Source organism: Amycolatopsis sp. NPDC114484 (genome assembly GCF_055633755.1).
In genome coordinates, this window is record NZ_JBVKDQ010000003.1 from 277,053 (window position 1) to 297,471 (window position 20,419).

21 protein-coding genes are annotated in these 20,419 nt (G+C 69.1%); 13 read left to right on the forward strand and 8 right to left on the reverse strand.

The genetic code is table 11. The features are described 5' to 3' along the window. Nucleotides 1-58: 58 nt before the first annotated feature. The 8 genes from ACZ7SW_RS10740 (at nucleotide 59) to ACZ7SW_RS10775 (ending at nucleotide 6,881) form a co-directional block, all read left to right on the forward strand. A complete protein-coding gene (locus tag ACZ7SW_RS10740; RefSeq protein WP_037817793.1) occupies nucleotides 59-1,003 on the forward strand; it encodes an AraC-like ligand-binding domain-containing protein in 945 nt (314 codons plus the stop codon). A 152-nt stretch (nucleotides 1,004-1,155) separates the two neighbouring features. Further along, nucleotides 1,156-1,923, forward strand: coding sequence for a MoaF C-terminal domain-containing protein (locus tag ACZ7SW_RS10745; RefSeq protein ID WP_470230182.1), 768 nt, complete (start codon nucleotides 1,156-1,158; stop codon nucleotides 1,921-1,923). Between the two features lie 11 nt (nucleotides 1,924-1,934). Next, the gene (locus tag ACZ7SW_RS10750) at nucleotides 1,935-2,321 is read left to right on the forward strand and encodes a nuclear transport factor 2 family protein (protein WP_470230183.1); all 387 of its coding nucleotides are present in this window, start codon (nucleotides 1,935-1,937) and stop codon (nucleotides 2,319-2,321) included. Between the two features lie 94 nt (nucleotides 2,322-2,415). Further along, nucleotides 2,416-3,594 carry an ABC transporter substrate-binding protein gene (locus ACZ7SW_RS10755; protein WP_470230184.1) on the forward strand — a complete coding sequence of 393 codons (1,179 nt, stop codon included), beginning with the start codon at nucleotides 2,416-2,418 and terminating at the stop codon, nucleotides 3,592-3,594. Nucleotides 3,595-3,624: 30 nt separating this feature from the next. Next, the gene (locus tag ACZ7SW_RS10760) at nucleotides 3,625-4,485 is read left to right on the forward strand and encodes an ABC transporter permease subunit (RefSeq protein ID WP_470230185.1); all 861 of its coding nucleotides are present in this window, start codon (nucleotides 3,625-3,627) and stop codon (nucleotides 4,483-4,485) included. Beyond that, complete coding sequence (locus ACZ7SW_RS10765) at nucleotides 4,472-5,338, forward strand: branched-chain amino acid ABC transporter permease (protein WP_470230186.1); 867 nt, start codon at nucleotides 4,472-4,474, stop codon at nucleotides 5,336-5,338. The genes ACZ7SW_RS10760 and ACZ7SW_RS10765 overlap by 14 nt, the downstream gene beginning before the upstream one ends. Beyond that, nucleotides 5,308-6,189 (forward strand): ABC transporter ATP-binding protein, encoded by an 882-nt coding sequence (locus tag ACZ7SW_RS10770; RefSeq protein ID WP_470230187.1) that lies wholly within the window; start codon nucleotides 5,308-5,310, stop codon nucleotides 6,187-6,189. Before ACZ7SW_RS10765 ends, ACZ7SW_RS10770 begins: the two co-directional genes overlap by 31 nt. Then, a complete protein-coding gene (locus ACZ7SW_RS10775) occupies nucleotides 6,186-6,881 on the forward strand; it encodes an ABC transporter ATP-binding protein (protein ID WP_470230188.1) in 696 nt (231 codons plus the stop codon). The genes ACZ7SW_RS10770 and ACZ7SW_RS10775 overlap by 4 nt, the downstream gene beginning before the upstream one ends. Before the next feature lie 46 nt (nucleotides 6,882-6,927). Here the strand turns inward: ACZ7SW_RS10775 and ACZ7SW_RS10780 are convergent, their stop codons facing one another. Continuing rightward, nucleotides 6,928-7,239 (reverse strand): nuclear transport factor 2 family protein, encoded by a 312-nt coding sequence (locus ACZ7SW_RS10780; RefSeq protein WP_470230189.1) that lies wholly within the window; start codon nucleotides 7,237-7,239, stop codon nucleotides 6,928-6,930. A 56-nt stretch (nucleotides 7,240-7,295) separates the two neighbouring features. Beyond that, nucleotides 7,296-8,051, reverse strand: a complete 756-nt coding sequence (locus tag ACZ7SW_RS10785; protein ID WP_470230190.1) for an SDR family oxidoreductase — start codon at nucleotides 8,049-8,051, stop codon at nucleotides 7,296-7,298. A gap of 70 nt (nucleotides 8,052-8,121) precedes the next feature. On the opposite strand from ACZ7SW_RS10785, the gene ACZ7SW_RS10790 reads away from it, so the two are divergent. Then, entirely contained in the window at nucleotides 8,122-8,811 is a 690-nt protein-coding gene (locus ACZ7SW_RS10790; RefSeq protein WP_470230191.1) for a TetR/AcrR family transcriptional regulator, read from the forward strand. A 140-nt stretch (nucleotides 8,812-8,951) separates the two neighbouring features. Here the strand turns inward: ACZ7SW_RS10790 and ACZ7SW_RS10795 are convergent, their stop codons facing one another. The 4 genes from ACZ7SW_RS10795 to ACZ7SW_RS10810 are packed head-to-tail and all read right to left on the reverse strand — an operon-like array spanning nucleotide 8,952 to nucleotide 11,413. Continuing rightward, nucleotides 8,952-9,407, reverse strand: coding sequence for a hypothetical protein (locus ACZ7SW_RS10795; protein WP_470230192.1), 456 nt, complete (start codon nucleotides 9,405-9,407; stop codon nucleotides 8,952-8,954). Then, nucleotides 9,404-9,868 (reverse strand): hypothetical protein, encoded by a 465-nt coding sequence (locus ACZ7SW_RS10800; RefSeq protein WP_470230193.1) that lies wholly within the window; start codon nucleotides 9,866-9,868, stop codon nucleotides 9,404-9,406. The genes ACZ7SW_RS10795 and ACZ7SW_RS10800 overlap by 4 nt, the downstream gene beginning before the upstream one ends. Before the next feature lie 15 nt (nucleotides 9,869-9,883). Continuing rightward, on the reverse strand, nucleotides 9,884-10,681 hold the full coding sequence (locus tag ACZ7SW_RS10805; protein ID WP_470230194.1) for an SDR family NAD(P)-dependent oxidoreductase: 798 nt from the start codon (nucleotides 10,679-10,681) through the stop codon (nucleotides 9,884-9,886). Nucleotides 10,682-10,696: 15 nt separating this feature from the next. Next, nucleotides 10,697-11,413 carry an SDR family NAD(P)-dependent oxidoreductase gene (locus ACZ7SW_RS10810; RefSeq protein WP_470230195.1) on the reverse strand — a complete coding sequence of 239 codons (717 nt, stop codon included), beginning with the start codon at nucleotides 11,411-11,413 and terminating at the stop codon, nucleotides 10,697-10,699. Nucleotides 11,414-11,553: 140 nt separating this feature from the next. On the opposite strand from ACZ7SW_RS10810, the gene ACZ7SW_RS10815 reads away from it, so the two are divergent. From ACZ7SW_RS10815 to ACZ7SW_RS10825, 3 genes are read left to right on the forward strand one after another with little or no spacing between them, the layout of a single operon-like run. Next, complete coding sequence (locus ACZ7SW_RS10815; RefSeq protein ID WP_470230196.1) at nucleotides 11,554-13,425, forward strand: primary-amine oxidase; 1,872 nt, start codon at nucleotides 11,554-11,556, stop codon at nucleotides 13,423-13,425. A gap of 17 nt (nucleotides 13,426-13,442) precedes the next feature. Then, complete coding sequence (locus ACZ7SW_RS10820; protein WP_470230197.1) at nucleotides 13,443-14,231, forward strand: molybdenum cofactor biosynthesis F family protein; 789 nt, start codon at nucleotides 13,443-13,445, stop codon at nucleotides 14,229-14,231. Nucleotides 14,232-14,234: 3 nt separating this feature from the next. Continuing rightward, nucleotides 14,235-15,845: an amidohydrolase gene (locus tag ACZ7SW_RS10825; RefSeq protein WP_470230198.1), complete on the forward strand. Its 1,611-nt coding sequence runs from the start codon at nucleotides 14,235-14,237 to the stop codon at nucleotides 15,843-15,845. A 24-nt stretch (nucleotides 15,846-15,869) separates the two neighbouring features. Here the strand turns inward: ACZ7SW_RS10825 and ACZ7SW_RS10830 are convergent, their stop codons facing one another. Beyond that, entirely contained in the window at nucleotides 15,870-17,342 is a 1,473-nt protein-coding gene (locus ACZ7SW_RS10830) for a hypothetical protein (RefSeq protein WP_470230199.1), read from the reverse strand. 30 nt (nucleotides 17,343-17,372) lie between these two features. Beyond that, nucleotides 17,373-18,812 (reverse strand): GMC family oxidoreductase, encoded by a 1,440-nt coding sequence (locus tag ACZ7SW_RS10835; protein ID WP_470230200.1) that lies wholly within the window; start codon nucleotides 18,810-18,812, stop codon nucleotides 17,373-17,375. A gap of 141 nt (nucleotides 18,813-18,953) precedes the next feature. Between ACZ7SW_RS10835 and ACZ7SW_RS10840 the strand changes: the two genes are divergently transcribed. After that, on the forward strand, nucleotides 18,954-20,390 hold the full coding sequence (locus ACZ7SW_RS10840; RefSeq protein ID WP_470230201.1) for an aldehyde dehydrogenase family protein: 1,437 nt from the start codon (nucleotides 18,954-18,956) through the stop codon (nucleotides 20,388-20,390). The last annotated feature ends 29 nt before the right edge of the window (nucleotides 20,391-20,419 follow it).

Genomic DNA, 20,419 nt, shown 5'->3' on the forward strand with positions numbered 1-20,419 from the left:
CCCTCAGGGTTCCCCTCACGGACACGCAGCGGTACCGGCACTTCGACGGAGAGGTGACATGATGACGGCAATCTTGCAGACGCCGACCACGGTCGCGCAGGACTTCACGGAGTTCCGGTCCGCTGTCCTGAGGTCGTTCGTTCCGCTGCAGGTGAGCACCGAGCACCGCGACCGGTTCCACGGCAGGCTCCGCACGCACGAGGCGGGCGAGATCGCGCTCACCGAGATCACCGCGTCGCCGCACGCGGTGGAGCGCACGCCGGAGCTCATCGCCCGCGCGGACCGGCCGTGCTACAAGCTGAGCGTCATGCTGGCCGGCACCGGCATCCTCACCCAGGACGGCCGCGAGGCGGTGCTGCGGCCCGGCGACGTCGCGCTGTACGACACGAACCGGCCGTATTCGCTCGTGTTCGAAGAGAATTTCCGGACGCTGGTGCTGATGTTCCCGCAGCAGCAGGTTGACCTGCCACGGGATCTGGTCGGCCAGCTCACCGCGGTGCGGATGTCCGGGCGCGAGGGCGTCGGCAACGTCGTAGTGCCGTTCCTGGCGCAGCTGGGCGGGAATCTGGACGTGCTGACGAGCCCGGTGGGCGTGCGGCTGGCGCACAACGCGGTCGACCTGCTGACGACGATGCTGGCCACCGAACTCGACCTGGACCGCACCGCCGCCGACCCGCACCACGACCTGATGCGGCGGATCCGCAGTTACATCGACGCGAATCTGTCCCGGTCCGATCTCGGTCCGGCGCAGATCGCCGCGGAGCATTACATCTCGACGCGGCATCTGCACGGGTTGTTCCAGGAGCAGGGGACGACTGTGGCGGGGTGGATCCGGCAGCGGCGGCTGGAGCATTGCCGCCGGGATCTGCGGGATCCGTTGCTGGCGGCCCGTCCGGTCGCGGCAATCGCGGCGCGGTGGGGATTTGTCGACGCGGCGCATTTCTCGCGGGTGTTTCGGGCGGCGTTCGCGCAGTCGCCCAGCGAGTTGCGCGCCCGCGGCTGATTCGGTTCAAGACCAGCACGGCGCTCCCGGTCACCGGGGGCGCCGCTTGTCGTTTCCGCCCGAAGCCGCTGGTATTGACCGCGAGCGTCCGGCAGTTGCCAGCCAGCGCATGAACGTTCGCCCCCGGGGCGGGGCGCGGCGAGCATATGGGCATGTCCGACCCTTCCCCTGACGAATGGCGCACCTACGACGAGTTCGCCGCCGGGATCGACACCTACCGGCTGCCCAACGCGGACCTGACCGGGCGGGAACTCACCGTCACGCTCGATGACGGCGCGAAGCTCGAACTGCGGTTCCTCGACGGCGAACGGCTTGCCCTCAACGGCGTCGAGGATCCGTACGACGCGGTCGCCGTGCGTCCCGACGTCTTCTTCGTGAACCTGCCGCTGACGAGTGTCGAGGGCGAGGCCCTCACCGTCGTCTACTCGACCACCACGCACCGCGCCATGACCGTGCGGTCGGTGATCGGCGACGAGGACGTCGAAGGCACGCCGCGGGTTTCGCAGACCTTCCACGCCGGCACCACCGACGGCGGCGAGCCGACCGGCGACGTGCCCGGGCCGTCGCGGGAACTCATCGGAAAGCGCAACGTCTACCGCTACAGCCCGAACCACCTGTACGAGCACGTCTATCTCTCCTCCGAACGCTACTGCTGGCAGTGCGTCGAGGGCGTGCAGCGCGGGCACGGCGACGTTGACCTGTCGACGGTCTGGAAGTTCGCCGACGGCCTGTACCTGTTCTGCTTCCGCGAGTTCCGGATCGCGGTGGCCAGCGTGTGGCTGCACGACCTCGGCTACGACCTGCGCACCACCGGCGTTTTCCTCGGCATCACCGGCGACGGCCGGTCCGAGCATTCCCGCGCGGGCGGGCACATCTACCCGCTCGGCTCGATCAGCTACCCCGACGTCCAGCCTGTCTAAGGAGTTTCCCTGTGTCCAATTTGGACGTGATCACCGCGCACTACGAGGCGAGCGACCGCGGCGACCTCGAAGGCATGCTCGCCCCGATCGGCCCGGAAACCACCTGGACCGAAGCCGCCGGATTCCCGTATGCGGGCACCTACACCGGCCCGGAAGAGGTGCGGCGCAACGTGTTCGAGGCGATCGCCCGCGACTGGGACGGTTACACGTTCACCCTGTCCGCGTTGCTGGACGCCGGTGACTCGATCGTCGGCCTCGGCACGTACACCGGCACGAATCGCAAGTCCGGCAAGGCTTTCACCGCGCGGGTGGCGCACGTGTGGAAGTTCGACGGCGACAAGGTCGCGAGCTTCGAGCAGATCGTGGATTCCGCACCGGTCGCCGCGGCGACCGACTGAGTCTTCCCCGTGCCGGCGGTGCCGGTCCTTCCCCCGGCACCGCCCCCGTTCTCTCCCCTCCCCCTCTGGTCACTGTGGACCGGAAAGCCGAGCCATGATGAGAAAGTTCCTGCCCGCGCTCGCCTCGGCCGTGCTGGTCACGCTGGTCGCGGCGGGCTGCGCGGGCACCGCCGATCCGAACGGGCCGATCGTGGTCGGCTCGGTCAACGCATTGAGCGGACCCGCCACCTTCCCGGAATCCTCCCAGGCCGCCAAGGCCGTCTTCGACGCGGCGAACGCGGCGGGCGGCGTGCACGGGCGCAAGATCGAATACCACGCCATCGACGACAAGGGCGATCCCGCCGCCGCGGCGGCCGCGGCGCGCGAGATCGTGGGCGGCGACCAGGCGGTGGCGCTGGTCGGATCGTCGAGCCTCATCGAATGCCAGATCAACGCCAAGTACTACCAGCAGGAGAAGGTCCTTTCCATCTCCGGCATCGGCGTCGACCCGTCGTGTTTCACCAGTCCGAACATCGGGCCCGCCAACGTCGGGCCGTTCCACGACATGACGCTGACCCTGCTGTACGGCTCCGAAGTGCTGCACCTGCAAGACATGTGCGCACTGCTGGAAATCGCCGGGAACACGTTGCCATACTACCGCGCGGCCATCGACGAATGGTCGAAAATCACCGGCAAGAAACTGAAGTACGTCGACGCGACCGTGCCGTACAACGGTTCCGACTACACGCCGTACATCGTCAAGGCCCGCGCCGCCGGGTGCAAAGCAGTGACGGTCAACCCGGTCGAGCCCGACTCGATCGGCCAGCTGAAAGCCGCGCAGGCACAGGGCTGGAAGGACGTGACCTGGCTGCTGCTCACGAGTGTCTACAGTGAACAGTACGCGAAGGCGGTTTCGGAGGCCGGGGCCGGTGTTTACGTCCCCGCCGAGTTCTACCCGTTCACCGATCCGTCGAGCCCGCGCACCAAGGAGTGGCGGGATCTCATGACCCGCAACAACATTCCGCTGACCTCGTTCAGCCAGGGCGGCTACCTCGCGGCGAAATACTTCCTGCAGGTGCTTAACGGCATGCAGGGCGACATCACGCGGGAATCGGTGACGAAGGCGCTGCGCGAGATGAAGCCGATCACCGACCCGATGGTCGGCACGCCGTACGTGTTCGGCCCCGGGCAGACGCACCACGACAACATCGCGGGCTGGCCGGTGAAGCTCGCGACGGGCACGAACCGGTGGCAGATCGCCGGTACCGACTGGCTGCGGATCCCGCGGCGCTAGCCCGATCCACTCTGGAATGAGGAGACTGCAATGGTGCAGGGAGCGCTGGCCGGGCTGGCCGCCGGCGGGCTTTACGCGGTGCTGGCGGTGTGTCTGACCCTGATGTCCCGGCTGGTCCGGGTCGTCAACTTCGCCCAGGCGGCCACCGGCATGTTCGGCAGCTACGTCGGGGTGGCCCTGTCCGTCCACGGCGGACTGCCGGAATGGCTGGCGGTGGTTCTCGGCGTGCTGCTGGGCGGGTTGCTGAGCGTGCTGATCGGCTGGGTCGTTTCGACCTGGCTGGCCGAGGCGGGCACCGGCACCCGCTCGGCGGTGACGGTCGCGGTGCTGCTGCTGTTGATCTCGCTGTCGTTCATCCTGTTCGGCAACAAACCGCAGCCGTTCCAGGCGTTGCTGGCCGGTCCGGCCTTCACCGTCGGCGGCGTGGTGATCAGCCAGGTGACCGTCGTGACGGTCGCGCTGGCGGTCGTGATCGCCTTCGCCGCGCGGCTGATTCTCACAAAAACGCCCGTTGGCATCTCACTGCGGGCTTTGTCGGAACGCCCGACGACAGCTGAACTGTTAGGTATCCCCGCGAAACGGCTCAGCGCCGCTGTCTGGGGCGCCACTGGCCTGATCAGCACCATCATCATCGTGATCGTCGCGCCGTCCCAGTCGAACGACGCCACCTCGCTGGCCATGCTGGTGGTGCCGGCCGCCGCGGCGGCCCTGCTCGGCGGGTTCCGCCGGCTGGACCTCGCCGTCGCCGGCGGTCTGGTGCTCGGCATGCTGCAGGGCGCGCTCGCGCAGGTCGACCAGCTTTCGGTAGTGCGGAATTTCGTCCCGTTCCTGGCCATCGTCGGCCTGCTCGTGTGGTCTCAGCGCAAGGAGGTGTGGGATGCAGCTCGCTGACCGGGGCGCAGTGTCCCGCTTCGGAACCCCACTGGTCGTCGCGGTCGTCGCGGTGCTGGTCGGAATCGGCCTGACCGTCGGCCTCAACGGCTACTTCGCCTACCTCGGCGTAAGCGTCGTAGTAGCCGCCATCGCCCTGCTCGGCCTAGGCGTCGTCACCGGCAGCGCAGGCATGATCTCCTTGTGCCAGCTGACTTTCGGTGCGATCGGCGCCTGGGTCGTCTCCGCGCTGAACGTCGCCAACGCCCCCGGCGGCTTCCTCTTCTGGCTGCTGCTCGGCGGTCTCGCGGCAGGCGTCGTCGGTGTCCTCATCGGACTCCCCGCGCTGCGTCTGCGCGGGATCAACCTGGCGGTGGTGACGCTCGGCCTGGCCGCGGCCGCCGACGTCACCCTGGTGGAAATCCAGTTCCCCGGCACCACTGACGGTGTCTCGGTAGACCGCCCGTCCTTGGTCGCCGACGACAACGCGTACTTCCTGCTCTGCGTCATCGTGCTGATCGTCTGCGCGCTGGTCGTGCACTTCCTCCGGCGCGGTCCGTGGGGCAGCAGCTGGGCCGCGGTGGCGTTCTCCGAACGTGGCACCGCCGCAGCCGGAGCCAGCGTCCGCACCGCGAAACTCTCGGCCTTCGCGGTCAGCGCCACCCTGGGCGGCATCAGCGGCGGCCTGCTCACCGCACAGGTCGGGTTCGCCTTCCCGACCAGCTTCGCTCCGCTGCAGTCACTGGCGTTGTACGTGCTGGCAATCATGTCCGGCGCGCACCTGATTGATATGGCAGTGTTCGGCGCTGTCCTGTGGGTTGCCGTACCAGAGCTGTTGAAGCGATGGGAGTCCCGCAAGACTGGGGCTACGTGATCTTCGGTCTGCTGGGCATCCAGGCTCTGGCCGGACGCGGCAACCTGGGCACCGCGATCCGCGAACTGTGGCGTCGCCGCTCAAGGACCAGCGCCGGAGTCCAAATCACCGCGCTGGACGAAGAACCTCCGCGCCTGCCGCCTGGCGACCCGGTGCTGGTGGTCCGCGGTCTGAGCGTGACCTTCGGTCAGGTCAAGGCACTGTCCGGAGTGGACTTAGCCGTCCCGAAGGGCGGGGTGCTGGGCGTAATCGGCCCGAACGGCGCCGGAAAGTCCACTTTGGTCGACGCCATCAGCGGCTTCCTGCCCCAGGCCCAGGGAACCGTCGAACTGGCCGACCGTCCGCTCACCGGCAACCCGACGCAACGGGCCCGCTCCGGTCTGCGCCGCACCTTCCAGCAAGACCGAGTCCCAGCGGGACTGACCATCGAGGCGTACGTCCGCTTCGTAGCCCGCCGACGCCCGCCCGCCGCCGAAGTCGCTGCCGCGCTGGAGTTCTTCGGTTGCCCGCCGGCGGCGACGCCGCTGGAGCGGGTCGACGTGGGTGCGCGCCGGCTGGTCGAAGTCGTCGGCCACCTCATGGCAAAGCCCCAGGTGCTGCTCCTCGACGAACCAGCGGCGGGCCTTCCGCACGAGGAACACGTGGCCTTCGGCGAACGCCTGCGTCAGGTCCCGGCCAGATTCGGGGTCTCGGTGCTGATCATCGAACACGACCTGGACCTGGTCCGGTCCGTCTGCGACACCCTGACCGTGCTCGACTTCGGCGAGGTGCTGGCCAGCGGCCCGCAAGCGGAAGTGCTGGCCGATCCGGCGGTGCTGAAGGCGTACCTGGGCGAAACGGAGATGCTGTGAGCACGCTGCGCATCGAAAACCTGACCGTCACGCGCGGTGCGGGCCCGGTCATCGCCGACGTCGGACTGACGTTGGAACCGGGCAAGATCACCGCGTTGGTCGGCCCCAACGGCGCGGGCAAGACCAGCCTGCTGGAAGCGTTGTCCGGCGTGATCCCGGCGGCGACCGGGACTATCCACATCGGACATACCGACGTCACCAAACACTCGCGCGTATCGAGAGCCCGGCTCGGACTGGCGCACGTGGAGCAAGGACGGGCGGTCTTCGCCAGCCTGACCGTCCTGGAAAACCTGCGCCTGACCGCCAAACCCCCGGCCGGGGTGGACGAAGTCCTGGCCCTCTTCCCGGAATTGGAGAAACGCAAGAACTCGCCCGCCGCGCTGCTGTCCGGCGGCGAGCAGCAGATGGTGGTGCTGGGCCGGGCCTTCGCGGCGAAACCCCGGTTCCTGCTCATCGACGAGATGTCGCTGGGCTTGGCTCCCGCCGTCTTCACCAGGCTTCTCCCCGCGGTGACCGAGTTCGCCAACGCGGGCGCGGCGATCCTCCTGGTGGAGCAATTCACCCACCTGGCGCTGAAAGTCGCGCAGGAGGCCCTGGTCGTCTCCTCCGGCAAGGTCACCTACGCCGGGGAATCGCAGCCCCTGCTGGACAACCCGGACACGCTGCACCAGGCCTACCTGGGCACCAACTGACCCGGGGCGTGGGCGTTCCGCGGTGGGACGCCCACGCCCCGGCCGTTCAGCCTTCCCGGATGGTCATCTTGGCGAGCCGGTCGCCGTCGACGTCGAAGACGAACTTCGACCGTCCGTTGGCGTGATTGCTGCGCCAGTCCCCGACAACGGTGACGGTGCCGCCGTCGTCACCGGAGACCGTGACCTCCTCCGGGGTCAGGACGCCGCGCGAGCCGATGAACTCGACGTCGCTCCATCCCTTGATTTCGGCGCGTCCGGTGAACGACCGGCCCCAGTCGTCCACGACGCCCTTTTCGGTGAACGCGTCCAGGAACGCGGCTTCGTCGTGCCGGTTCACCGCGGCGACGAACGACGCCACCGGTTCGGCGAATCTCCACTTCGGACATTGCGTTTCCCTTGCTGTCGTCCGCGAACTCAGCGGGTGGTGTAGCCGCCGTTGGCGAAGATAGTCTGCCCGGTGATCCACCAGCCGGACGTCGCCAGGAACGACACGATCGGGGCGATGTCCTCGATCTTGGTCAACTGCCCGCCCATGGCCTGCGATTTGTGGAATTCCACCCGCTCCGGGGTTTCCTGGCCGTAGAAGAACGGCGTGTCCATCGGGCCGGGCCCGACCGCGGTGACCGAGATCCCGCGCGGGGCGAATTCCTTGGCCGCGGCGCGGGTGAAGTGCTCCACCGGGCTCTTGCCGCCCGCGTAGGTCGAGTACCCGTCGGTGAACGCCGCGAGCAGACTGGTCACGATCGTGATGATCTTGCCGCCGTCGGCGACGTTCCTGCCCGCTTCCTTGATGAAGAAGTACGCCGCCTTCGAGTTGATGTCGAACATCGAGTCGTACTCGTCCTCGGTGGTTTCGGCGATCGGCTTGCGCAGCACCTTGCCCACCGTGTTCACCGCGACGTCGATCTTCCCGAGCGCGGCTTCCGCGTCCGCGAACAGCTTCTCCACGTTCGCCGGGACGGTCAGGTCGCCGGTGAGGACGACGCCCTTGCCGCCCGCCTCCTCGACCGCGGCCAGAGTCTCCTCCGCCAGCGGACGGGTCGACTCGGAGTTGTAGTGGATCGCGACGTTCGCGCCGGCCTGCGCGGCCTGCCTGCTGATGAGCCCGCCCAGGTTCTTCGCCCCGGCGGCGACCAGCACGTTCTTGCCCTTGAGGGTGTGGTCGGTCATGAGGACCCCTCCATCTCTTTATCGATGATATGCACCAATGTATCAGTGCAACAGCGGCTACCATAGCGGTGTGACACAGATTGCGAACGCGGATACACGGACCCGGCTCCTGGACGCCGCCGCCGAGCAGGTCGCCGCGACGCCGGGCGAGGACATCTCGCTGCGGGCGATCTGCGCACAGGCCGGCGTGAAAATGCCGACGCTGTACCACTTCTTCGGCAGCAAACAGGGCCTGCTGGACGCGGTCGTCGAGCGCGGCTTCGACCTGTACCTGGCGGAAAAAGGCGCCCACGAGCCGTCCGGCGACCCGATCCAGGACCTGCGCGACGGCTGGGACGCCCACGTCGCCTTCGGAATCGCGAACCCCGGCTTCTACACGCTCATGTACGGCCAGGTCCACCCCGGCCACGCACCCGCGGCGCAAGAACGGCCCAGCGCGATGCTGCGCGCCCTGACCCGAGCCGCCGCCGATCAGGGACGGCTCACGGTCCCTCCCGATCAGGCGGCCGCGCACATCCTGGTGGCCAACATCGGGGTCACGTTGCGGCAGATCATCCTCGCCGAGGAAGACCGGCCGTTGTCGGTGGCGGTGCGGGAAGGCGCGATCGCCGCGATCACCGGCACCGCACCCGCTACTGGCAACCGGCACTCCGAGATCCACCGCGTGCTGGAACACGCCGCCGCGAACCCGGAAATCCTGGGCGCCGAGGAAACCCAGCTGCTGACCAAATGGCTTCGGACCCTGGCGGAATCGGACTGACCTCACTCAGGTCACGGACCGCGTGGCCGCCCCCCGCAGAAAGTCCGTGAGGGGAACCCTGAGGAACTCTGATTCCCTCAGGGTTCCCCTCACGGACCTCCGCATCGCGCCACCAACCCTCGTCGGCCAGCGGGGAACGCCTACGCGGCGGGCTGGTCGATCCGGTCCGGAAGCGGGTCCCCCTCGGGCGAGTCCGCGGCGAAGACCGGCGTCGTCCCCGCGATGCTGAGATATCCGTTGATACTGCTCCTGATCGCGAACCCGTACCCGTCGGAAGTTCTCGCGTAACCGGCGGAAAGCGGCGGATCCGCCGAGAACTCCGTCGCCCAGCCCCGGTCGCGCCACGAACGCATCGTCAGGTCGAGGTACTGCTCGCACGTCGCGGCGGTGGCTCCGAGCACCCAGTAGGCGATGTCGAAGAATCGCCGGGTTTCGTCGCGGCCGTAGTCGTCGGACAGGGTCACCCCGCGGTGGAACGCCGCGTTGGGCAGGTCGGGATGCCTCAGCACCAGCGCCGATCCGGACGGCAGCGCCCGGACGGTTTCGGTGAAGTGGCCGAGCAGCCTGGCCCGGACCGCGGCCTGAGTCGCTGTCACGTCGCCTGACCGGGGCGGCTGGCCGCTTCGCGGAGGACTTCGGCGGCGGCGTTTCGCACGTCGTCGAGGATGCCGGTGGCCCACTGTTGCGTGTCGGCGTCCTTGAACTGGCTGTCCACCACTCCAGTGAGAACGGTCGCGGCCCGGGCCATCGCGGCGGCTAGCGTGCCGGCGGCGTCGGCCACCTTCTCGACCCAGTCGTCACCGTAGGCGTCGGACACGATCGCCACCGGAAGCTGGTCGACGTTGTAGAAGGTCCGGCTGGCCTCGCGCGCCGCCGCCAGAATCGCGAACACCCGGTCGGCGAGCGCATCTCGGGCTCGCGCGACCGGGTGTCGCGGATAGGTCATGGCCTCCCGGCCGAGCAGGACCTCGACCTCCCGGGCGATCGCGACGGCCTTGTCCGCGAACCGCTGGTTGGCCGTCGCGGTCTTCTCCGCCCAGTCCCCCTCGAACGTCATCCGGCCATTATCGGGCTACATCCCAGCCCGCTCAAAGGCCAATGTGGGCAAGTCGACCGCGTGCGCCCCACCGTCGGCGACCAGCACCGCCCCAGTGATGTACGAGGACTCCGAAGACCCGAGGAACCGAACAATAGAAGCGATTTCCTCCGGCTCGGCAGGACGCCGCAACGGCACCTCGGCAGTCACCCGCCGATACCCCTCGTCATGCCCGCCGTCGAACCCGGCCGCCTCGGCGAACTGCTCCATCTCCCCGTCCGCCATCGGCGTCCGCACCCATCCCGGACACACCGCGTTGGCCCGAACGCCCTTGGGCCCGTAATCCCGCGCGATAGACCGAGTCAGCCCAATCAACGCGTGCTTGGCCACCGTGTAACCGGCAACATTAGGCCCAGCGAACAATCCGGCCAGCGAAGACACAATCACGACCTGCCCGCCGCTCTCCACGAGCGAAGGCAACGCGGCCCGGCAGAACACAAACGCACTGGACAAATTGGACCGGAGCGCGATCTCCCACTCCTCGTCCCCGGTATCCACCACCGAAGACAGCCCGTGCCCGCCGGCGTTGGCCACGATCACGTCCAGCCGCCCGAACTTCTCGAGCACCTCCGCGATGGCCGCCTCCGCGTCCTCCCGGACACTGGCGTCGCAAGCGATCACGTGCGCGCCGGTCTCGGCCGCGACCTTCTCCAACGGCTCCCGCCGCCGGCCCAGAACCACGACCTGCGCGCCTTCCCCGGCGTACCGCCGAGCAACCGCGGCCCCAATGCCCGTCCCTCCGCCGGTAATCGCCACGACCCGCGTGTCTGCCATCGTCATTTCTCCCTTTCAAGCAGGAAAACCAGACCGAGCCGAATAGCCGAAATCGGCGAGCAAGGCCTGTCCGTTCACCGTCCGCGCCCGCGCGGAAGCCAGATACACCACCTGCTGGGCGACCTCCTCGGCCGCCTGCACCGGAAATCCCGGTTCGTCCAGCAGCTCCCCCAAATCCCCGCGCGCCATCGGCGTGTCCACCACCGACGGGCACACGCAATTGACCCGGACGCCGTCTAGCTCGACCGACAACGCCCGCGTCAACGACACCACCGCGCCCTTGGACGCGCAGTAGGGCACCATCCCCGGCGCACACACGAAGGCCGAATCGCTCGCCAGGAAGACGATCGAACTCCCGTCTCCCAGCCACTGCCGGGCGTGCTTCGCGACCAGGAACTGCCCCAGCACGTTCACCGACATCACCGCGGCGAAGTCCTCGGCGCTGGTCTCCGCGAGCGGCCGTCCGACCGGTCCTGATATCCCAGCGCAGCCGACTACCACGTCAATCCCGCCGAACGACTCCGCCACGAGCTGCACCGCCGCGGCGACCTGGCCCTCGTCGGTGACGTCCGCCCGCGCCGCGACGACCTCCCCCGGCAGCGACGGCGGCCGGACCCGGTCGACGACCCCGACCCGCGCGCCCTCCTCCAGGAACGCCCGCGCGCAGGCCAGTCCTATCCCGGACGCGGCGCCGGTGATCAGCACGGCCTTGCCGGAAAGGTCGAGTCGCATTCGGCAATCCTGCAGCAACGGCCCTCCCGGGGATTGGCGACGAGTGCATCCTTGTTGTCAGCGACCGCACGACCCCCGGGCCCGGCTACCGCTGCCCCGGGCCACCGCGAACACTTCGGCGAGGAGCGCGAAGGGACACCATGAGCAACGCACACCCCCACCCCCTTGACCCGCTGACCGCCGACGAGCTCGCGGCAGGCCGGGCAGTGCTGGAGGCACAGGGGCTCATCACCGAGACGACCCGGTTTCCGCAGGTCCTCCCGGTGGAGCCGGACAAGGCAGCCGTACTGGGCGGTGCCCCCGCCGACCGCCGGATCCAGTTCACCCTGCTCGACACCGCGACCGGCGAATCCGCCGACGCGGTCGTCTCGGTGACCGGCGGGGCGCTGGTCAGCCACGAGAAGTGCGGCGAGGGCCAGCCCCCGTATCTCTTCGAGGAGTACGACCTGGCCGAGGCCATCACCAAGGCCTCGCCGGAGTGGCAGGCGGCGATGCACCGCCGCGGTCTCGGCGACCGCATCGAGCACGCGTTCTGCGCCCCGCTCGCCCCCGGCTACTTCGGCCGCGACGACGAGACCGGCCGGGTCATCCGTTCGCTCACCTTCCTGCGCGAGGACGACACCGACAACCCCTGGTCACGCCCGGTCGAGGGCCTGGTCGCACACCTCAACCTCACCGAACAGCGCGTCCTGCGGGTCGAGGACGGGGGCGACGTCCCGGTCCCGGCGGACTCCGGCCGCTACGGCCGTCATCCCGCGCGGACCACGCTCAAGCCGATCGAGATCACCCAGCCGGAAGGCCCGAGCTTCCAGGTCGACGGCTCGCTGGTGACGTGGGAAGGCTGGCAGCTGCGCGTCGGGTTCAACGCGCGCGAGGGCCTGACCCTGCACCAGCTGACCTTCCAGGACCGCTCGGTGATATATCGCGCGTCGGTGCCTGAGATGGTCGTGCCCTACGGTGACACCTCGATCGGCCGGTTCTGGATCAGCTACTTCGACGCCGGCGAGTACCTGCTCGGCAAGAACGGCAACAGCCTGCGGCTCGGCTGCGACTGCCTCGGCGTCATCCACTACTTCGACGCCTTCCTCGCCGACGACCACGGCCAGCCGGTGCGCGTGCCCAACGCGATCTGCATGCACGAGGAGGACTACGGGATCCTGTGGAAGCACACCGATCTCGACGGCAACGCCGAGGTCCGCCGTTCGCGTCGCCTGGTGATCTCCTCGATCTCCACCATCGGCAACTACGACTACGGCTTCTTCTGGTACCTCTACCTCGACGGCACCATCGAATGCGAGGCCAAGGCGACCGGCATCGTCTTCTCCGGCGCCGGCGAGCCCGGGTCCGCGCATCCGCACGCGTCCGAGATCGCGCCCGGCCTGTTCGCGCCGGTGCACCAGCACCTGTTCTGCGCCCGGCTCGACGTCGCGGTCGACGGCCAGCGCAACTCGGTGTACGAAGTGGACGCTGTCGGCATTCCGATCGGCGACGAAAACCCGTATGGCAACGCCTTCACCTGGAAGGCCACGGAACTGCGCACCGAAGCCGAAGCGAAGCGGAACGCGAACCCGGCGGCCGCGCGGGTATGGGAAGTCCGCAGCACCGAGCACACCAACCGGCTCGGCGCGCCGACCGCGTACCAGCTGGTGCCGCGTCCGTCGGCAACCCTGATGGCGCAACCGGACTCGACGGTCTACCAGCGCGCGACCTTCGCCACGAACCACCTGTGGGTCACGCCGTACGCGCCCGGCGAACGCTTCCCGGCGGGCGACCGCCCCAACGCACACCCGGGCGGGGCCGGCCTGCCCGCGTGGACAGCGGCCGACCGCTCGGTCAGCGACACCGATGTCGTGCTGTGGCACGTCTTCGGCCCGACGCACATCCCGCGTCCGGAGGACTGGCCGGTCATGCCGGTCGACTACTCCGGATTCATGCTGCGCCCCTACGGGTTCTGCGACCGGAACCCGGCACTCGACCTGCCCTCGGCCGCCCACGGCCATTGTGACCACTGAACACTGAGGAAGGCTCCATGCCCGCGACCAACCTGTCCGACACCTCCACCTGGCTCCCGCTCGACGGTCTCGCCCCCGGCTTCGACGCCAACAAAGCGGCCACTGTGGACGATCTCGACAACCAGTCGTTCACTTTGGACTGTGCCGACGGCGGCACGTTCTCGATCAGTTTCTCCAGCGGCCGCGCGTCGTGGGACGAGGACGGCAGCACCGGCGAAACCGCTTCCGAGACGTTCCTGGTCGACGCCGGACTGTTCTACGTGCAGTTCCACCCCGGCGCGGAAACGTCGTTCAGCCTGCTGCTGGACGTCCGCCAGGGCCGTGCCCTGGTCATCACGAGCACAATCGGCGACGGACTTCCCCGCGTGACGCAACGGTTCCGTCCGGCGACCATCCAGGGCCGCGAAGCGCACGGCGAGGAGATCGCGCCCAGCACCGCGCTGATCGGCCGCCGCGTGCAGTGGGTCTACAGCGAAGAGCACGCGTACGAGCACGTCTACCTCACTCCGCATTGGTACAGCTGGCAGTGCCTCTCCGGTCCGGAGCGCGGGCTCGCCGACACCGACGAGAACTCCGTCTACCAGATCCGGCCCGGGATCTACGTGTTCACCTGGCGCGAGAAGGTCATCCCGTGCGCGTCGGTGACTGTGGCCGACCACCGGAACGTGCGGGAACTGCGGTCGCACGGTTCGCTGTTCGGGCTGGGCGAGGACGGCAAGACGCCGACGCACTTCACCTTCGGCGCGTACGGCCGCCTGCTCAGCAACACCGTCTATTCGCCGGACTACGACCCCGCTGGACAGTGACCCGTGGCGCCTGAACTTCTCCTCACCAACGCCACTGTGTACACAGTGGACGAAGACCGGCCATGGGCGACTTCGCTCGCGGTGGAGAACGGCCGGTTGACGGCCGCGGAAGCCGGTCCGGACACCGAGGTCCTCGATCTCGGCGGTGCGTTCGTGCTGCCGGGTTTCGTGGACGTGCACAGCCATCACGCGCTCGCTGGACGGGAATTGTTCGAGCTGCGCTTGAAAAGCGGCTCGAGTCTCGACGAAATCCTCGCCGCGGTCAGGGAATGGGCGGCGGGGCTCGGTCCGGACGAATGGGTGGTCGGCGGTGCCTGGCCGTCCACCTTGGCCTCCGAGCTCGGCCACGATTCGGTGCGGCGGGCGCTGGACGAGGCGGCGGGCGGGCGTCCGGTCGTGCTCATCGAGGACAGCAGGCACAACCGGTGGGCGAGCAGCCGGGCGCTGGAGCTGGCCGGGATCACCGAAGCCACCCCGGACCCGGCGGGCGGAACGATCCACCGCGACCTGACGAGCGGCGCGCCAACCGGTTTGCTGATCGAGACCGCGGGCTTGGCGGTCGAGCGGGCGATGCGGGACACGCGCACGCTCACCGCCGAGCAGCACGCCGAAGCGTCGCGGCGGGCGATCGAAATCCTGCACTCGTACGGGATTACGGCGTTTCAGGACGCCGGTGCCACCATCGACATCCTCGCCGCGCTGAAAACCCTTGATGACGCCGGGGAACTGGCGGCGTGGGTAGTGTCGTCGATGCTGGTCAACGACCCGATCTTCGGCGCGGACCCGATCGGCAAACCGCTGCTCGACCGTGCCGCGCAGTACCGCAGCGAGCACCATCGGCCGGACTTCGTGAAGATCTTCCTCGACGGCACCCCGCCCGCGCACACCGCTGCGTTCCTGGAGCCGTACCTGCACCACGAGTGCTTCTGCGGCGACACCACGATGCCGCCGGAGGAACTCGCGGACTGGCTGGACGTCGCAGTCTCAGCTGGGTTGTCGGCGAAGATCCACTGTGCGGGCGACGCGGCCGTCCGGGCCACTTTGGACGCTGCTGGCACCCTGCGCGCCCGTGGCGACTACACGACGAAAATCCAAGTGGCGCACGGACAGTTCATCCACCCGGACGATTTGGAACGGTTCGCGACGCTCAACGTCTCGGCGGACATCTCCCCGTTCCTGTGGGTTCCCGGCGTGATCCCGGACGCCATCGCGCAGGTGATTCCCGCCGAACGCGCGGCGCGGATGCAACCGAACCGCACCTTGCTGGACACCGGCGCGCTGGTCGCCGGCGGTTCGGACTGGCCGGTGAGCGAATCCCCGAATGCCTGGGAAGGCATCGAGGGGCTGATCACCCGGCAGGACCCGTACGGCAAGCACCCGGGGAGCCTGTGGCCGGAGCAGGCGATCACGCTCGCCGAAGCGATCCAGGTGTTCACGCTGAACTCGGCCCGGGCGTGCGGCCTGGACGACGTGACGGGGTCGCTGACGCCGGGGAAGTCGGCGGATTTCGTGGTCCTGGACCAGGATCCGTTCAAGACCCCGGCGGATGAGCTGGCCGGGATCAGGGTGCGGGAGACGTGGTTCGGCGGCAAGCGGGTCTTCGCGCGGGACTAGGGCTCGTGCGGGTTTGTCCCGGTTCTAACCGGGACAAACCCGCACGAAGTCCTCCACCGTCTCGCCGCTCTCCCCTGGCACCAGCAATACCAGGCGCGCGGGTACGCCTGCCGCGGCGTAGGCGGCCAGGCGGTGGTGTCCATCTAGGACAACACCCAGCACGAACCGTTCCGGCCACTGAGCGCTGATGTACCTGTCCTCCGCCCACGCCAGCAGCAACGCCGCCGGACGCTCGCCGCGGGCGATGGCTTCCGCGTACCGGTCGACTGTCGCCGGGTCCAGCGCGTCCAGCGGTTGCGACGGAACCACGCTGCCGTACGCCGGCATCTCGCCGGGAATCGCCTGCGGGACTTGGAAATGCTCGATACCCGGCCAGGTCGGTTCCCCCTCCCACGCACTGCGCGTCTCGGTTCTGCGCAGCCACCACCACGACTGTTCCGCCGCCCGCACGCGTTCCAGCGGAAGATCGGCGAAGAGCATCCGGTAGTGCCCCGTCTCCAATTCCTGGAGCAGCGGTTCCAGCGCGCGCACGGTCGCGGTGGTGAGTTCTCGCGGCTCAGCAAGGACTTCCCGTACCTGGGCGGCACCGGCGAACGCTTCGGCAGGACCGAAACCGAGCAGGTGCAGCGTTGTTTCGCAGGTCTCGCACCCGGAGCCGACGCCGAATCGCGCCTGATCCCCCACGTACAGCGTCTGATCCCAGCGCGGCCACATCGATCCCGGCAACGACGGGTCGAACTCGACGCGCACCCGAGCCCGGCCTTCATCCACGGAAAACCGCAGCGCGGAAGGAGAATCGACGGCGACGTCCCGCACCTGGGGGACTGGCCCGGCGGTGAGGTCGAGCCCCGCCCAGACCCGGCGGATGTCGTCGGGCGAAGGGAGCAGCGGGGAGCGTCCGGTGAGCCGGACCAGCGCGTGGTGGACGTTCCAGGCAGACTGTTCCGGACCGTTCGCCAGCCAGTCGAGCAGCACCGGGACCGCGGCCGGATCGCCCATTTCCTCCAGCGCGACCGTCAAGAAGATGTGCTTGAGCCCGGCGGACGCGAAAAGCCGCCGGGCGATCTGCACCGTCCATTCGCGGGCGCCGAGGCGGGCCAGTGCGAGCGCCGCCCGGCCGCACAGGTCCTCGTCGTTCAGCAGCACACCGAGCGCCTTCGCCCGCCGGCGGTCCCCGGACACTCCTGCCGCGTCAATGACGGGCCGCTGATATCCCAGTTCCTTGACCAGCTGATCCAGCACGGGCCCGGGCACCGGCAGGCCCCGGCGCACCGCCGACTCGAGCAGCCCGGCCGTGCGGAGCCGGGCAAGCAGATCGAGCAGGACCGGATCGCCGTCCGTCCCGAGAAGGTCGAGCAAGTAACGGAGCCGCCGACGCTGTTCCTCGTCCGCCTCCGGGTACTGCTCGGCGACGCGTGCGGCGAGCGCGGCCGGTCCCGAAGGCGGGTCGGCGGCCAAAGCGGCGAGCGCCGGGTAGTCGGCGGTGAGCAGATCCATCCGACGAGCCTACTGACACCTGCGCGCGATTTACGCCAGAAGGAATTCCGCCGCCCGCTCCCCCATCAGGACCGCGGGCGCGTTCGTGTTCCCGCTGATCACCCTCGGCAGCACCGAAGCGTCCGCGACCCGCAGCCCGGACACCCCGCGCACCGCGAGCGTCGGATCCGTCACCGCCAGTTCGTCGGTCCCCATCCGGCAGGTGCCCACCTGGTGGTGATAGGTGATCGCCGTGCGCCGGACGTATTCCCGGACGTCCGCCGGTCCCGGGTACAGCTCCCGCGCGCCCCATTCCTCGGCCAACGCCGGGGCCTGGCCGATCAACCGGCACTGCTCCACCGACGCGACCAGGCTCTCGAAATCCGCCGGGTGCACGAGTGCGGCGAGGTCGATCAGCGGCGTCTCGGTCGGATCCGCGCTGCGCAACCGCAGCGTTCCCCGGCTCTGCGGTGTGATCATGCCCGCCATCAGGGAAAACCCGGTGGCGGGCCCGGTCATCCACGGCTCGTACATCGGCACGCTGAAGTGGATCGGCTGGGTGTCCGGCACCTCCAGGCCCGGGCGGCTGCGCCAGAACAGATGCGTCTGCGTCACCGAAAGGCCGGTCTGCGGCGGCGCTACCTCGCGCCGGTCGGTAGCGAAAATGACCGGCGACAGGAGGTGGTCGTGCAGGTTCTCGCCGACGCCCGGCAGGTCCGCGACGACGTCCAGGCCCAGCGCGGCGACGTCGTCGGCCGGGCCGATCCCGCTGCGCAGCAGGATCGCCGGGGACGCCAGCGCGCCGGCGGCGAGCACGACCTGGTCGGCGAACAGCGGCTCCAGTTCGCCGCCGATCTCCGCCAGGACGCCGATGCAGCGGTCGCCCTCGAAAAGCACGCGATGCACCAGCGCTCCGGTGCGCACGGTCATCTGGTCGGCGACCGGTTCGGAGTAGCAGAGCCAGGTGTTGCGCCGCCGTCCGCCGGCCATGGTGACCTGCTGCACGGAGATGCCGTCGAGGACGCCGCTGTTGTAATTGTCGTTGAACGGCAACCCGATCTCTTGCGCCGCGTCCACAATAGACCGCTGGATCGGCTGCAGCGGATCGTGCTGTTCCAGGTCGAGGAGGTCGCGCTCGATCCGCTCGTACACCGGGCGCACGTCGTCCCAGGTCCAGCCGGGCAGTTCCCAGCCGTCGTAGTCCGCCGCCGCGCCGCGGACCCAGATCATCGCGTTCAGCGAGTGCGAACCGCCGAGCACCTTGCCGCGCGGCAGGTGCAGCCTGCGGTTTCCGGCGTGCGGCTGCGGCACCGTGTAGTAGTCCCAGTCCTCGGCCCCGTGCCACAGTTCCGCCGCGCGCGACGGGTCGTGGATCGCCGCGTTCGTGTCCGGCCCGCCCGCTTCCAGCAACGTCACCTTCGCGCCCGCGTCGACCAGCCGCCGGCACACCACCGAGCCCGCCGAGCCCGCACCCACCACGATCACGTCCATGTCCTGATCCTGACCGGTCCCCCGGCCCCGCCCGGCATTGTCTTCACTCGCCGACAACGGGCGTGCCCTCGCGGACAAGACCGGCCGCCCGCCGCGCGCCGATACTCGGGAGCGACCAGAAGATCGGGACTAGGGAGCACCATGGCGACACGCCTGTTCATCGACGGTCAGTGGACCGAGGCCGGCGGGGAGCCCATCCCGACCCGCGATCCGGCCACCGGCACGGTTCTCGAAGACGTCGGGACGGCGACCCAGGCCGACGTCGACGCCGCGGTCGCCGCCGCGCGCCGCGCGCTGGCCTCGCCGGAGTGGGCCGGGCTCGCGCCGGTGCGGCGCGCGAAACTGCTGTTCCGCCTCGCTGACCTCGTCGAGCAGCACCACGAGGAACTCGCCGCGCTGGAAACCCGCGACCAGGGCCAGCCGATCGGCGTCTCCCGGCAGGTGAGCGTGACCGGCGCGGCCGAGCACCTGCGCTATTTCGCCGGCTGGGTCACGAAAATCCAGGGCACCACGAACCCGGTTTCGTTCCCGGACACCCTGCACTACACGCGCCGCGAGCCGGTCGGCGTGAACGCGCTGATCACGCCGTGGAACTTCCCGCTGATGATCCTGGTGTGGAAGCTCGCGCCGGCGCTCGCCACCGGCAACACCGTGGTGATCAAGCCGAGCGAGGTGACGCCGCTGACGAGCATCCGGCTGGTACAGCTGGCCGAACAGGCTGGTATCCCAGCGGGCGTCGTCAACCTGGTCACCGGCGACGGCCCGGTGGGCGCGATGCTGAGCGCGCACCACGACGTCGACCACGTCTCCTACACCGGTTCCACCGCGGTCGGGAAGCTGATCACCGCGGCGAGCGCGGAATCCAACCTCAAGCGGCTGACGCTCGAACTCGGCGGCAAGGCCCCGAGCATCATCGCCGCGGACGCCGACCTGGACGCCGCCGTCGCGGGCAACCTCGCCGGCGCGACGCTGAACACCGGGCAGGTCTGCGCGGCGTACACGCGGTTCTACGTCGACCGCAAGCGCGAGCAGGAGTTCGTCGAGAAAATGGCCGCCGGACTCGCCGGGCTGCGGGTCGGTCCCGGCCTGGAGGAAACGACGCAGGTCGGCCCGCTCGTGTCGGACAAGCACCGCAGGCACGTGGCGAACCTGGTGGCGACCGGCCGTTCCGAAGGCGCGGACCTGATCACCGGCGGCTCGGAAGTCGACCGCGACGGCTACTTCTACGAACCGACGCTGTTCGCGGGCGTCACCGACAGCATGACGATCATGCGCGAGGAGATCTTCGGCCCGGTGCTGGCGGTGACGCCGTACGACGACCCGGACGAACTGGTCGCCCGCGCGAACGACACGCAGTACGGCCTCGCCGCGACCGTGTGGACCCGCGATATTCGCACGGCGCAACGTTATGCGGACGGGATCCGGGCGGGTGCGGTGTTCGTGAACATGCCGCCGATCCCGGACATGGCCGCGCCGTGGGGCGGGTACAAGGCGTCGGGCTGGGGCCGCGAGATGGGTCCGTGGGCACTCGACGCCTACACCGAGACGAAGGCTGTTTGGCTGCACTACGGTTACTGAACGCCTTCGGGGCTCGGCAGTCCGATGTG

Coding starts and splice junctions, on each gene's coding strand:
- ACZ7SW_RS10740 (WP_037817793.1), top strand. CDS start 59: ATGATGACGGCAATCTTGCAGACGCCGACCACGGTCGCGCAGGACTTC.
- ACZ7SW_RS10745 (WP_470230182.1), top strand. CDS start 1,156: ATGTCCGACCCTTCCCCTGACGAATGGCGCACCTACGACGAGTTCGCC.
- ACZ7SW_RS10755 (WP_470230184.1), top strand. CDS start 2,416: ATGATGAGAAAGTTCCTGCCCGCGCTCGCCTCGGCCGTGCTGGTCACG.
- ACZ7SW_RS10760 (WP_470230185.1), top strand. CDS start 3,625: ATGGTGCAGGGAGCGCTGGCCGGGCTGGCCGCCGGCGGGCTTTACGCG.
- ACZ7SW_RS10765 (WP_470230186.1), top strand. CDS start 4,472: ATGCAGCTCGCTGACCGGGGCGCAGTGTCCCGCTTCGGAACCCCACTG.
- ACZ7SW_RS10770 (WP_470230187.1), top strand. CDS start 5,308: ATGGGAGTCCCGCAAGACTGGGGCTACGTGATCTTCGGTCTGCTGGGC.
- ACZ7SW_RS10785 (WP_470230190.1), bottom strand. CDS start 8,051: ATGACCGACCACACCCTCAAGGGCAAGAACGTGCTGGTCGCCGCCGGG.
- ACZ7SW_RS10800 (WP_470230193.1), bottom strand. CDS start 9,868: ATGACGTTCGAGGGGGACTGGGCGGAGAAGACCGCGACGGCCAACCAG.
- ACZ7SW_RS10805 (WP_470230194.1), bottom strand. CDS start 10,681: ATGGCAGACACGCGGGTCGTGGCGATTACCGGCGGAGGGACGGGCATT.
- ACZ7SW_RS10810 (WP_470230195.1), bottom strand. CDS start 11,413: ATGCGACTCGACCTTTCCGGCAAGGCCGTGCTGATCACCGGCGCCGCG.
- ACZ7SW_RS10815 (WP_470230196.1), top strand. CDS start 11,554: ATGAGCAACGCACACCCCCACCCCCTTGACCCGCTGACCGCCGACGAG.
- ACZ7SW_RS10820 (WP_470230197.1), top strand. CDS start 13,443: ATGCCCGCGACCAACCTGTCCGACACCTCCACCTGGCTCCCGCTCGAC.
- ACZ7SW_RS10830 (WP_470230199.1), bottom strand. CDS start 17,342: ATGGATCTGCTCACCGCCGACTACCCGGCGCTCGCCGCTTTGGCCGCC.
- ACZ7SW_RS10835 (WP_470230200.1), bottom strand. CDS start 18,812: ATGGACGTGATCGTGGTGGGTGCGGGCTCGGCGGGCTCGGTGGTGTGC.
- ACZ7SW_RS10840 (WP_470230201.1), top strand. CDS start 18,954: ATGGCGACACGCCTGTTCATCGACGGTCAGTGGACCGAGGCCGGCGGG.